Source organism: Streptomyces canus (genome assembly GCF_030815415.1).
GTDB classification, from domain to species: Bacteria; Actinomycetota; Actinomycetes; order Streptomycetales; family Streptomycetaceae; genus Streptomyces; species Streptomyces canus_F.
Genome location: NZ_JAUSWW010000001.1, coordinates 2879717 through 2891918, shown reverse-complemented (window position 1 = coordinate 2891918; position 12202 = coordinate 2879717). Strand labels below are relative to the sequence as shown.

The 12202-nt window shown below is 71.4% G+C and carries 9 protein-coding genes; 4 read left to right on the top strand and 5 right to left on the bottom strand.

Going from position 1 to position 12202, the window contains the following annotated elements:
* Positions 1-56 precede the first annotated feature (56 nt).
* The 3 genes from QF037_RS13285 to QF037_RS13275 all read left to right on the top strand — a co-directional run bounded on the left by QF037_RS13285 (position 57) and on the right by QF037_RS13275 (position 2993).
* Positions 57-461 (top strand): hypothetical protein, encoded by a 405-nt coding sequence (locus tag QF037_RS13285; protein WP_307024880.1) that lies wholly within the window; start codon positions 57-59, stop codon positions 459-461.
* A 113-nt stretch (positions 462-574) separates the two neighbouring features.
* Positions 575-1750: a pyridoxal phosphate-dependent aminotransferase gene (locus tag QF037_RS13280; protein WP_307024879.1), complete on the top strand. Its 1176-nt coding sequence runs from the start codon at positions 575-577 to the stop codon at positions 1748-1750.
* 139 nt (positions 1751-1889) lie between these two features.
* On the top strand, positions 1890-2993 hold the full coding sequence (locus QF037_RS13275) for an NAD(P)/FAD-dependent oxidoreductase (RefSeq protein ID WP_307024877.1): 1104 nt from the start codon (positions 1890-1892) through the stop codon (positions 2991-2993).
* Positions 2994-3263: 270 nt separating this feature from the next.
* Here QF037_RS13275 and katG read toward each other — a convergent pair whose 3' ends face one another.
* The 4 genes from katG to QF037_RS13255 all read right to left on the bottom strand — a co-directional run bounded on the left by katG (position 3264) and on the right by QF037_RS13255 (position 9793).
* The gene (gene katG, locus QF037_RS13270) at positions 3264-5456 is read right to left on the bottom strand and encodes a catalase/peroxidase HPI (protein WP_307024875.1); all 2193 of its coding nucleotides are present in this window, start codon (positions 5454-5456) and stop codon (positions 3264-3266) included.
* 29 nt (positions 5457-5485) lie between these two features.
* Positions 5486-5923 (bottom strand): Fur family transcriptional regulator, encoded by a 438-nt coding sequence (locus QF037_RS13265; protein ID WP_307024873.1) that lies wholly within the window; start codon positions 5921-5923, stop codon positions 5486-5488.
* Between the two features lie 125 nt (positions 5924-6048).
* Complete coding sequence (locus tag QF037_RS13260) at positions 6049-9150, bottom strand: FAD-binding and (Fe-S)-binding domain-containing protein (protein ID WP_307024871.1); 3102 nt, start codon at positions 9148-9150, stop codon at positions 6049-6051.
* A gap of 160 nt (positions 9151-9310) precedes the next feature.
* Positions 9311-9793, bottom strand: coding sequence for a MarR family winged helix-turn-helix transcriptional regulator (locus tag QF037_RS13255; protein WP_307024870.1), 483 nt, complete (start codon positions 9791-9793; stop codon positions 9311-9313).
* A gap of 139 nt (positions 9794-9932) precedes the next feature.
* Between QF037_RS13255 and QF037_RS13250 the strand changes: the two genes are divergently transcribed.
* On the top strand, positions 9933-10448 hold the full coding sequence (locus tag QF037_RS13250; protein WP_307024868.1) for a YceI family protein: 516 nt from the start codon (positions 9933-9935) through the stop codon (positions 10446-10448).
* Here the strand turns inward: QF037_RS13250 and QF037_RS13245 are convergent.
* The gene (locus QF037_RS13245; RefSeq protein WP_307037147.1) at positions 10429-12120 is read right to left on the bottom strand and encodes a hypothetical protein; all 1692 of its coding nucleotides are present in this window, start codon (positions 12118-12120) and stop codon (positions 10429-10431) included. The two genes, QF037_RS13250 and QF037_RS13245, sit on opposite strands and share 20 nt — an antisense overlap.
* Between the last annotated feature and the right edge of the window lie 82 nt (positions 12121-12202).

Genomic DNA, 12202 nt, shown 5'->3' with positions numbered 1-12202 from the left:
CTTTGTTCTCAGGTAGGTTCGGGCACGACCAGTTGTTCGAAGAGAGGAACACTGTCTTGCGCACGTCCCATCGCCGACTGACGACCGTTCTCGGGATCGCCGCGGCCTCCGCATCGGCGCTCGCCCTCGGCATCGCCCCGGCCCAGGCCGCCGGCGAGGTCTACGAGGCCTCCAACTCCATCATCTCCTCCCAGGTGACCGCGAAGACGTACTTCGCCGCCGACGGTGAGATCCTCACCGCCCTCGACATGGCGAAGGACGGCCACGGCACCGCCGCCCAGTGGCGGTACAACTCCAGCTCCGCCACCCACTCGTACTACAACGGCTCCGGCTACGCCGTCGCCCACGACTGGGACCTGTCCTTCGCCGAGGGCACCACCCTCCAGATCCGCGCCTGTCTCCAGGAAGGCTCCGACGGCACCCCGTACAGCTGCGGTGGCTGGGAGTACGCCAAGGCCTGAGCACCGGGCCCGACGGTCGCACGGCAGTGAAGGGGCGGGCCCGCGGGCCCGCCCCTTTCGTGACCGCTTAGGGTCGAGGGCGTTCCGTCCCTCGTCGAGCCGGAGGTCGCCGCATGCGGATCTCGCAGCGGGCCCAGTCCGTCGCCCCGTTCTACGCCATGGAGTTCGGCAAGCATGCCGCCGCCCTGGAGGCCCAGGGCCACCACGTCGTCAAGCTCAGCCTCGGGGAGCCCGACTTCGGCGCGCCCCCGGCCGTCGTCGAGGCGATGCGGACGGCCATGGACGGGCGGCCCATGAGCTACACCGAGGCCCTCGGGATGCCGTCCCTGCGGCAGGCGATCGCGGGGTTCTACGGGGAGCGGCACGGCGTCGACGTCGACCCGGGCCGTGTCGTCGTGACCGCCGGGGCCTCCGCCGCCCTGGTGCTGGGTGCGGCCGCGCTCGTCGACGCCGGGGACGAGGTGCTCATCGGCGACCCGTCCTACCCCTGCAACCGGCAGATCATGGAGAGCTTCGGCGCCCGGGTCACGCTCGTCCCGACCAGCGCGGCCTCCCGCTTCCAGCTGGACGCGGACTCCGTGCGGTCGCACTGGACGGACGGCACGCGCGGGATCATGGTCGCCACCCCCTCCAACCCGACCGGCACCTCGGTCCCGGAGGGGGAACTGGCCGCACTGTGCGACCTCGCCCGGGAGCGGGACGCGTGGCGGATCGTCGACGAGATCTATCTCGACCTCGGCGACCACGACGACCAGGACCGGCCGCCGCGCAGCGCGCTGTCGTACGACCCCGACGCCGTCGTCATCAACAGCTTCTCGAAGTACTTCGGCATGACCGGCTGGCGGCTCGGCTGGTGCGTCGTCCCGGAGATCCTCGTACCGGCGCTGGAACGCCTGGCCCAGAACTACTTCCTGTGCGCCTCGACCCCCGCCCAGCACGCCGCCCTGGCCTGCTTCACCCCTGACTCCCTCGCCGTCTGCGAGGAGCGGCGCGCCGAGTTCGGACGCCGGCGCGCGCTCGTCCTCGACGGCCTGGCACAGCTCGGACTGCCGGTGCCCGTGCCGCCCGACGGGGCGTTCTACGTCTACTTCGACGTCAGCGGCACCGGGCTCACCTCGTGGGAGTTCTGTGCCCGGGCCCTCCAGGAGGTGCATGTCGCGCTCACCCCGGGCCGGGACTTCGGGGTGGGCACGGCGGAGACGCACGTACGCCTGTCGTACGCGGCCTCCGCCGGGGAACTGCGCGAAGGAATCGCCCGCTTGGGGAAGTTCGTCGCGGCGCTGCGGTAGCGCGTCGCTTCACGGAACGCACACACACCTCACTCGTTAGCTTTAAAGTTCAAGCGATAGGCTCATCGCCAGTTGAGTGGGGGCGACGGAGCCCACGCGCCGCGCTGCTCACTTCCCCCCACGGACACAGGAGAGTCGTGTGAGCGACGGCGACGTAGTGGTGATCGGCGGCGGCTACGCGGGAGTCCGCCTGGCGAAAAAGCTGGACGTCACGGCGCGGGTCACGCTGGTGGACCGCAAGGAGGTCTTCTTCCACCGCATCGCCTCACTGCGCGCCGGGATCCGGCCGGAGTGGTCGGTGACGCCGTTCATCCCGTACGACCGGCTGCTGAACGGCGGCCAGGTCGTGCTGGGCAAGGCGCTGCGCATCGACACGGAGGCCCGGCAGGTCGTCCTGGCGACGGGGGAGCGGCTGCCGTACGACGTGGTGGTGATCGCCACCGGCGCCGACTATCCCGAACCGGCCCGCTTCAACGGCACCACCCCGGACGAGGCGGTGAAGGCCTTCGCCGGGCACCAGCAGGCGGTCGCCCGTGCCGGGCACGTCCTCGTGGTCGGCGGCGGGCCCTCCGGCGTGGAGCTCAGCGCGGAGATACGGCTGGCCCGGCCGGACGCCCGCGTCACGCTGGCCCACTCCGGGTCGGCGCTGCTGCACGGCACGGGCAGTGAGCGCGCCGGGCGCAAGGCGCTGGCCTGGCTGGAGGCGCACGACGTGGACGTGCGGCTGAACTCCTTCATGTCGCCCGGCTTCGACTTCGGCACCTATCGCGACGCGCACGGCAACGTCATGGAGGCCGACCTCTCCTTCTGGGCCACCGGCACCACCCCCAACACGCTCTGGCTACGACTGGGCGGCCACGGCGACTGGCTGAACCACTCCGGACACGTCAAGGTCGACCGCACGCTCCGGGTCGACGGGCGCCCGGACGTCTTCGCGGTCGGTGACGTCAACGACGCCACGGAGCTGAAGATCACCCCCGCCGCGCTGGCCCAGGCCGACCTGGCGTTCCACAACATCCGCGCCCACCTCCAGAGCGGCAAGCACCGCAAGGAACCCCGCTTCTACCGGCCTCTCCACCGCACCCCCCTCATCGTCCCCTTCGGCGCGGCCGACGGCATGACCCTGCTGCCGGTGCCGGGCGGGGAGAGCGCGGTGCTGGGAGGACGGACGTCGGTGCTGGCGAAGGCGAAGACGCTGATGACGCCTTATATGCGGCGGCAGTTGGGGTACACGGCGGCGTGAGGTGGCGGAGAGGCTGGGTGGCGCAGTGGCTCAGCCTTTCGCTCGCCGTCCGCTCCGCCTCGGTGCCGGGTCCGCGCCGTCGAGGAGTTCCAGGCGGCGTTCCTCGCCGGTGAGGCGGGAGGCGACGAAGGCCTCCTCCTCGCTCCTTTGATCGTTCGGACTCAAATGGTACGAGGACGCAGATCACCCGCGGAGAAACGGGGAACGCCCCGGCCGACCCGTGAGGGCCGGCCGGGGCGTCCCGGTGATCGGATCAGGCTCGGACCGGGCTCAGACCAGGTCGAAGCGGTCCGCGTTCGACACCTTGACCCACGCCGCGACGAAGTCCTTCACGAACTTCTCCTTCGCGTCGTCGCTCGCGTAGACCTCGGCGACCGCGCGGAGCTCGGAGTTCGAGCCGAAGACGAGGTCGGCACGCGTACCGGTCCACTTGACCGCGCCCGAGGCGTCACGGGCCTCGAAGTGGTTCTGGTCCTCGGAGGTCGACTTCCACTCGATGCCCAGGTCGAGCAGGTTGACGAAGAAGTCGTTGCTGAGGACACCGGGGGTCTCGGTGAGGACACCGAGGGACGTCCCGCCGTGGTTGGCGCCCAGGACGCGCAGACCGCCGACGAGGACGGTCAGCTCGGGGGCGCTCAGGCCGAGCAGGTTCGCCTTGTCGAGCAGCAGGTACTCGGCCGGGAGGCGGTTGCCCTTGCCCTGGTAGTTGCGGAAGCCGTCCGCGGTCGGCTCGAGGGCGGCGAACGACTCGGCGTCCGTGTGCTCCTCGGTCGCGTCGACACGGCCCGGGGTGAAGGGCACCTCGACGGCGTGGCCGGCGTCCCTGGCGGCCTTCTCGACCGCGGCGGCACCGCCGAGGACGATCAGGTCGGCCAGGGAGACCTTCTTGGCGCCGGAGCCCGCGTTGAACTCGGACTGGACGCCCTCCAGGACCCGCAGGACCTGGGCCAGCTCGTCGGGCTGGTTGACCTCCCAGCCGGCCTGCGGCTGCAGACGGATGCGGGCACCGTTGGCACCGCCGCGCTTGTCGCTGCTGCGGAAGGTGGACGCGGACGCCCACGCGGTCGACACCAGCTGCGAGACGGTCAGACCCGAGTCGAGGAGCTTGGACTTGAGGGCCGTGACGTCGGCGGCGTCGATGGTCTCGCCCTCGGCCTGCGGCAGCGGGTCCTGCCACAGCAGGGTCTCCTCCGGGACCTCCGGGCCGAGGTACAGGGACTTCGGGCCCAGGTCACGGTGGGTCAGCTTGTACCAGGCGCGGGCGAAGGCGTCCGCGAACTGGTCCGGGTTCTCGTGGAAGCGCTTCGAGATCTCGCCGTAGATCGGGTCGAAGCGCAGCGAGAGGTCGGTGGTGAGCATCGTGGGCAGACGCTTCTTCGACGGGTCGTGCGCGTCGGGGATGATCGCCTCGGCGTCCTTGGCCACCCACTGGTTGGCGCCGGCGGGGGACTGGGTCAGCTCCCACTCGTAGCCGAAGAGGATGTCGAAGAAGTCGTTGCTCCACTGGGTGGGCTTGGTGGTCCAGGTGACCTCGAGCCCGGAGGTGATGGCGTCGCCGGCCTTGCCGGTGCCGTAGGTGCTGGCCCAGCCGAGGCCCTGGGCCTCGATCGGGGCGGCCTCGGGGTCGGCGCCGACGTTGTCCGCCGGGCCGGCGCCGTGGGTCTTGCCGAAGGTGTGACCACCGGCGATGAGGGCGACGGTCTCCTCGTCGTTCATCGCCATACGGCGGAACGTCTCGCGGATGTCGCGGGCCGCGGCGAGCGGGTCCGGGTTGCCGTTGGGGCCCTCCGGGTTGACGTAGATGAGGCCCATCTGGACGGCGCCGAGCGGGCTCTCCAGCTCACGGTCGCCGGTGTAGCGCTGGTCGTCGAGCCAGGTGGTCTCGGGACCCCAGTACACGTCCTCGTCGGCCTCCCAGACGTCGGCGCGGCCGCCGGCGAAGCCGAAGGTCTCGAAGCCCATCGTCTCCAGCGCCACGTTGCCCGTGAGGATCATGAGGTCGGCCCAGGAGATGGACTGGCCGTACTTCTTCTTGACCGGCCACAGCAGCCGGCGGGCCTTGTCCAGGTTGCCGTTGTCCGGCCAGCTGTTCAGCGGCGCGAAGCGCTGCTGGCCACGGCCGCCACCGCCGCGTCCGTCGCTGATGCGGTAGGTGCCGGCGCTGTGCCACGCCATCCGGACCATCAGCGGGCCGTAGTTGCCGAAGTCCGCCGGCCACCAGTCCTGCGAGGTGGTCAGGACCTCGGCGATGTCCTGCTTGACGGCCGCCAGGTCGAGGTTGCCGAACGCCTGGGCGTAGTCGAACTCCCCACCGAGCGGGTTCGCGACGACCGGGTCCTTCGCGAGGATCTTCAGGTTGAGCCGCTCCGGCCACCACTGACGGTTTCCGCCGCCCTGGGTGGGGTGTGCGGCGCGCTCGTGCGCGACCGGGCATTTACCTTCAGCGGCGCTGTTCTCGGACATGAGGGGTAATTCCTTCCGGGGTTTGGTGCTCAAGCCTTGCGGGCGGTGGAACAGGAGGGGCACAGGCCCCAATAGATGACCTCGGCCTCGTCGATGGCGAAGCCCCGGTCGTCCGAAGCGGTCAGACAGGGCGCGTGCCCGACCGCGCAGTCGACGTCGACGACGGCCGCGCACTCCCGGCAGACCAGGTGGTGGTGGTTGTCGCCGACCCGGCCCTCGTACCGGGCGGGACTGCCCGGTGGCTCGATACGGCGGACGAGTCCTGCCGCGGTGAGCGCGTGGAGGGCGTCGTAGACGGCTTGTACTGATACGTGGCCGACCCGGTCCCGGACCCCGGAGGTGAGGGCGTCGACCCCGAGGTGGTCACCGGCGCGGACGGTCTCCAGAAGCGCGACGCGGGCGGCCGTCACCCGCAGGCCGGCCCCCCGCAGATCCCCTGCGGTGGTCGGAGGCTGCGGTGAAGTCATGGGGGCCAACCTACCCCCACAAACACGAATGGTTCAAGAAATGGATTCGTTCCAACTCTGTGCCATGTCGTGTCGCCGTGCGTTCACCTTCCGGACCGGTCCCTCACGGGGCGTGAAGGCGGGCCTCAGCGTCGCGACCGGCGCACGAGTCCCGCCGCCCCTGCCGCGGCCAGCCCGACGCCCGCGAGCGCGATGCCCTGCGCCCGGCGTCCTGGGGCCGTCGGCCGGGCGCCGGGGGCGACCCCGTACGCGCTGCCGTCCGCACCGGGCAGCCCGCAGGACAGCAGCTCCGCCAGATGGACCGCCTCATGGCCCCCGCTGTCGAACTCGTGGATCTGTGTGCGGCAGCTGAACCCGTCCGCCAGTACCGCCGTGCCCGCGTCCGCTTCCCGCAGCCGGGGCAGCAGTACCCGCTCCGCGCATGCCTCGCTGACGTCGAGATGGCCCGGCTCGAAGCCGAAGTTCCCGGCGAGTCCGCAGCAGCCGGAGTCCAGCCGCTCGGCGTCGACCCCGGCGCGGCTCAGCAGCTCGCGGTCGGCGTCCCAGCCCAGGACCGCGTGCTGGTGGCAGTGCACCTGGGCGAGCGCCCGCGCGGAGCGGTCCGGCACCTGGGGCGGCTCGTAGCCGGGGGAGTGCGCGGTGAGCAGCTCGGCGAGGGTGACGGTCTGTGCGCGCAGTCGCCGTACGTCCGGGTCGCCGGGGAACAGGTCGCCCGCGTCCGAGCGGAACACGGCCGTGCAGCTCGGTTCCAGGCCGACCACGACGCCGCCGTCGCGCAGATGCCCGGCCAGCCGGCGCACGGTACGGCCCAACACCCGCTCGGCGACGCCGAGTTGTCCCGTGGAGAGCCAGGTCAGCCCGCAGCACAGCGGCTCTTCGGGCAGTTCGACGCGCCAGCCCGCGTGCTCCAGCACCCGCACGGCCGCCCGGCCGACGTGCGGGTGGAAGTGGTTGGTGAAGGTGTCCGGCCAGAGCAGGACGCTGCCGCGCGCCCCGTCGCCGTACGGCTCATGCCCCGCGAACCACTGCTGCAGCGTCCGCCCGGCGAACAGCGGCACCTCCCGGTTCTCCACGCCCGCGACGGCGACGGCCGCCCGTGACAGCGGCGGCGTGTGGGTGAGGGCGTTGACGACCGGTCCGAGCCGGGCGCGGCCGACGGTCTGGGCGAGGAGGGGCAGCCAGCCCATGGACAGATGCGCGCGCGGCCTGCGCCACCAGCGGCCCTCGTAGTGGTGGGACAGGAACTCCGCCTTGTAGGTGGCCATGTCGACGTCGGCCGGGCAGTCCTTCTTGCACCCCTTGCAGGCCAGGCACAGGTCGAGCGCGTCCCGTACCGCCTCGGAGCGCCAGCCGTCCTGGATCGCGCTGTCGCCGTGCCCGTCGAGCATCTCGAACAGCAGCCGGGCCCGTCCGCGCGTGGAGTGCTCCTCCTCCCGGGTGACCTGGTACGACGGGCACATCACGGAGCCCTTGGTCTCGAGCTGGCGGCATTTGCCCACGCCCACGCACCGGTTGGCGGCCGCGGCGAAGGAGCCGCCGTCCTCCGGGAAGCCGAAGTGCAGGTCGTGGGGGTCGTACGGGGTCCAGTCGCCGCCGAGGCGCAGGTTCTCGTCGAGCCGGTACGGGGCCACGACCTTCCCGGGGTTCATCCGGTCGAGCGGATCGAAGACCGCCTTCAACTGCCCGAAGGCCTCCACCAGTTGCTCCCCGAACATCCTGGGGAGCAGTTCGCCCCGGCTCTGTCCGTCCCCGTGTTCGCCGGAGAAGGAGCCGCCGAACTCGACGACGAGGTCGGCGGCGCGTTCCATGAACCGCCGGTAGGCGGCGACCCCGTCGGTGGAGTACAGGTCGAAGGGGATCCGGGTGTGCACGCACCCCTGCCCGAAGTGGCCGTACAGGCTCGGCCCCGTGTCGCTCTGGTAGCCGAACTCCTCGTACAGGCCCCGCAGTCGGCGCAAGTAGTCACCGAGCCGCTCGGGCGGCACCGCCGAGTCCTCCCAGCCCTCGAAGGTGTCCGGCCGGTCGGGCACATGGGCGGTGGCCCCGAGCCCGGCCTCCCGCACCTGCCACAACTCCTCCTGGTGCGCGGGTTCGTCGAGGAAGGCGACCTCCGGGTCGTGCTCGGACTCATGGAGGGCGTCCAGCATCCGGTGCGCCCGCTCGTCCGCGTCCTCGACGGTGTCACCGCCGAACTGCACCATCAAGTAGGCGTCCCCTTCGGGGAGTTGGGCGCGTGCCTCCGGGTTGAGGTGCTTGAGCTGCTCGTCGTGCAGGAGGTAGGAGTCGAGGCCCTCCAGGGCGATCGGCTCGTACGGCAGGATCTCCGGCACGGCGTCGGCGGCCCGGTCGATACCGGGGAACCCCAGGACCACCAGCGCGCGTTCCTTCACCACCGGCACCAGTTTCAGTTCCGCCCGCAGGACGGTGACGAGCGTCGACTCGCTGCCGACGAGGAGCCCGGCGACGTCGAAGCCGTGCTCGGGGAGCAGGGAGTCGAGGTTGTAGCCGGAGACGCGGCGCGGGATGTCGGGGTAGCGGCGGCGGATCTCGTCGGCGTGGGCGTCGCGCAGGGCACGCAGTTGCCGGTGTACCGCGGCCCGCAGATCACCTTGCCGCTCGATCTCGGCGTACTCCTCGTCATTCGTCCTGCCGCACCAGAACCGGGTGCCGTCGTAGAGCAGCACCTCCAGACGGGCGACGCCGTCGACGACCTTGCCGTACGCCTGTGCCGTGGCGCCGCAGGAGTTGTTGCCGATCATGCCGCCGATCGTGCAGTTGGCGTGGGTCGCGGGCTCGGGTCCGAAACGCAGTCCGGTCGGGGCGAGTTGCCGATTGAGCTCGTCGAGGACGATGCCGGGCTGGACGACACAGGTACGGGCTTCGGTGTCCACGGACTCCAGCTTGTTGCCGTACTTGGACCAGTCGATCACCACGGCCGTGTTGGTGCACTGCCCGGCCAGACTGGTCCCCCCGCCCCGCGACAGCACGGGCGCGTCGTGCTCCCGGGCGACGGCGACCGCCTCCACCGCCGCCTCGGGTGTGTGCGGCACGACCACCCCGATCGGCGTCTGCCGGAAGTTGGAGGCATCGGTGGAGTAGGCGGCCCGGCTCCCGTCGTCGAAGCGGACCTCGCCGTCGACACGGTCGCGCAGGGCGGCCTCCAGGGACCTCGCGTCGACCCTCGCCCCTCGTCGTACGACGGGAGCGGGCAGCTCCGTCCCGCCCATGATCCCCTCCTCGGCTGCGGCCCGCGACAAGGTGCGCAACGGGTACCCGGCGCGGTACGGGGCAATCAGCGGACGGTGGTCATCGGTCCTGGCAGGCGCGGGAGCGGAAGTCCTCGACGGACCCCGTCTCGTGATCCGCGAACAGGCCCCGCGCCCGCGACTACTCCGGGGCCGAGTCCTCGGCGAAGTCGGGCACCAGCGCGCCCATGGCCTGGCGCTGGGTGGGTCCCATGATGCGGGCCAGCGCCTCCTTGACCGTCTGTGCCAGGACCCCCGAGGCATCCTTCAGCAGGCCCCGCGCCTTCTCGGTGAGGACGACCTCGATGCCGCGCTTGTCGCCGCAGACCGATTGGCGGGTGACGAGGCCGGCGTGCTGGAGACAGGCGATCTGGTAGGTGAGGCGGGTCTTGGGGCGGCCGAGGAGTTCGGCGATCCGCGTCATGCGCAGACCTTCCGAGGGGTTCCCGGCCAGCAGGCACAGGACCAGGAACTCGTCGTGCGAGACGTCCAGCCGCTCCTTGACCACGGAGCGCAGCTCCTGCTCGACGGCTCCGGTCGCGGCCAGCATCAGCATCCAGGCGTGCAGCTCTGCGGGCAGGAGCCCGTCACCTGCGGTGGAGGGGCAGTCGGAGTGATCGGCCATGACACCCAGTCTACCTGTTGTCCAATTTTGGATCAGATGACTCGGAAGGGTTGTTCATATTTGGATGACCCGCTAGCGTGAGGTCATTCAAATTTGGATGACCTCTGGACATGAGCATCAGCACGAAGGAGACCCCGTCATGACCGTCGCCGTGGAAACCGGCCTGTGGCAGCTCGACACCGCCGCCTCGACCGTCGCGATCAAGCACAAGTCGATCTGGGGGCTCGTCACCGTGAAGGGCGCCTTCACCGCCGTCACCGGCCAGGGCGAGGTCCGCCCCGACGGATCCGCCGTCGGCACCCTGACTCTCACCGTCGCGTCCCTGGACACCAAGAACCCCAAGCGCGACACCCACCTGAAGGGCCCCGACTTCTTCGACGCCGACAACCACCCCGAGCTCACCTTCGCGGTCCGCAGCGCTGAACTCCGCGACGGCGACAAGGTCCACGTCGTCGGCCGGCTCACCGCGCGCGGCATCAGCCGCCCCCAGACCTTCACCGCCCGCCTCACCGGCGCGGACGCCGACGCCCTCACCCTGGACGCCGAATTCTCCGTGGACCGCAACCAGTTCGGGATGGGCTGGAACCAGCTCGGCATGATCGCCCGCCTCACCACGGTCACCACCACCCTCCGCTTCATCCGGACGGCAGCCTGACGTACACGCTCGACAGCGTCTGAGGTGCGGCGGTGAAGGCCCGCAACCGGATCCGCGCGCCCGCGCGGGGCAGCCCGTACCCCCCGGCGGGCGGCCGGAGTTCATAGCGCGCCGTGGCGTGGGCGGGCAGCGTCGCCGGCCCCCGGACGACCGTCCAGTACCGGCTCATGCCCTGTCCCACGGTCAGCATGAAGTGGGGCACGAGGGCGCTGTCGGCCGTGTTGGCGACCCGGATCGTCAGCCGTGAGCCGTCGGCAGGCCTGGCCCGCTGCAACCCGGTGACCTGCATCCGCAGCGGCGGTGTGCCCGTCACCGCCAGGGCCGCGCTGAGCAGAGCCGGCGACAGGACGAGCAGGGCCACCGCGATCCGCGCCGCACGGGAGCCCAGCCGCGGCCCCGGCTGCCAGGCGCCCGCGAACTCCGACGCGGGCGCGGTGACGGCCGCCGCCAGCCACAGCGGCGTCATCATCAGGTAATAGCCGTCCTGCGAACGCGTCGCCAGGAAGAAGGCACACCACGGCAGCACGGTCGCAGCGGGCCCCAACCGCCGTACGAACAGCACGAACAGCACCAGCAGACCCGCCGCCAGCAGCATGCTCGCGTGCCCGTACCAGTCCAGCCGGTCGCTGCCGCCCGTGAGATACGCGGACACGTCCACCAGGCCCTGACCGTGCAGCACCGCGCCCTGGGTCAGCGGCAGGGCGACACCGGTGAGCCAGGGGCCCGGCTCGCTCACGAGGAAGTACGTGTCGATCAGCAGCCACACGGTGGCGGCGACCCCGACGACCCGCAGCACCACCAGCGCCGCGGCCCGGCCGCCCAGCTCCCCGCGGCGCACCGCGTAGATCCCGGCCAGCAGGAACGGCGCCAGGAACCACGGCAGTTGCTGCGCCGCACACGCCGCCCCCAGGCACACGGCCCGCGCCACCCCGGCGGCGCCCAGCCGCCCGCTCTGCCCGATCCGCGGCCAGCGCACCACCACCGGCACCAGCAGGGCGAGCGCGAGGATCGCGGGATAGCCGAGCCGGCCGTACTGCGGCAGCATCGCGAAGCCCAGGCACACCATGGTCGCCGCCGGTCGCCACGGCACCGGCAGCATCCGCCACAGCACCACCGCGCCGACGACCAGCGCAACCGTGCTCACCGCCGTCGCCGGGGCGCCGCCGTGGCCCAGCCACAGCAGCGGCGCGGTCAGCAGCGGGGCGAGCGGGGGATAGCCGTAGGTGAAGTCGTAGCCGCCGGTCACCGTGGGGGTCAGGGCGACGCCGTGACCGAAGAGCCAGGGCCACGACCGGCCGTAGACGGGGTGCCCCGCGACCAGTTCCCGGGCGGCCTGCGTGGTCAGGAGCGCCTCGTCGCTGCCCTGGTGGAGCACCGACCAGGCGCACAGCGTCAGGGTCACGGCCGTCACCAGCACGCACAGGTCGACGCGGGCCAGCGAACGGGTCCGGCGCACCACCAGCGCCAGCACCCCGCACACCAGGATCGAGGCGTAGCAGACCGAGATGACCGCGGCCACGGCGACCTGGTGCGAGGCCGCCTGTGTCCACACCGCGCGTGTCCCGATGAGGAGGCTGATGTCAGCGAGCAGCGTCAGGACGCGATGCCACTGCGCGGGTGTTTCCGGACCGGGGGAGGACACCGCCGACTGCGTGCGCCGGCCGGGTGTCACCGGCTTCAGTTCTGCCAAGTGCACGGCACCGGACCGTAATCGCGCCCGGTGAGCGAGGTGGTGGGGGAGGTGAAGAGTCCGG

What these genes read in the sequence shown, in the direction of transcription:
- QF037_RS13280 (WP_307024879.1), top strand. Translation starts at nt 575, where the DNA reads ATGCGGATCTCGCAGCGGGCCCAGTCCGTCGCCCCGTTCTACGCCATG.
- QF037_RS13265 (WP_307024873.1), bottom strand. Translation starts at nt 5,923, where the DNA reads ATGACTTCACCGCAGCCTCCGACCACCGCAGGGGATCTGCGGGGGGCC.
- katG (WP_307024875.1), bottom strand. Translation starts at nt 5,456, where the DNA reads ATGTCCGAGAACAGCGCCGCTGAAGGTAAATGCCCGGTCGCGCACGAG.
- QF037_RS13250 (WP_307024868.1), top strand. Translation starts at nt 9,933, where the DNA reads ATGACCGTCGCCGTGGAAACCGGCCTGTGGCAGCTCGACACCGCCGCC.
- QF037_RS13260 (WP_307024871.1), bottom strand. Translation starts at nt 9,150, where the DNA reads ATGGGCGGGACGGAGCTGCCCGCTCCCGTCGTACGACGAGGGGCGAGG.
- QF037_RS13255 (WP_307024870.1), bottom strand. Translation starts at nt 9,793, where the DNA reads ATGGCCGATCACTCCGACTGCCCCTCCACCGCAGGTGACGGGCTCCTG.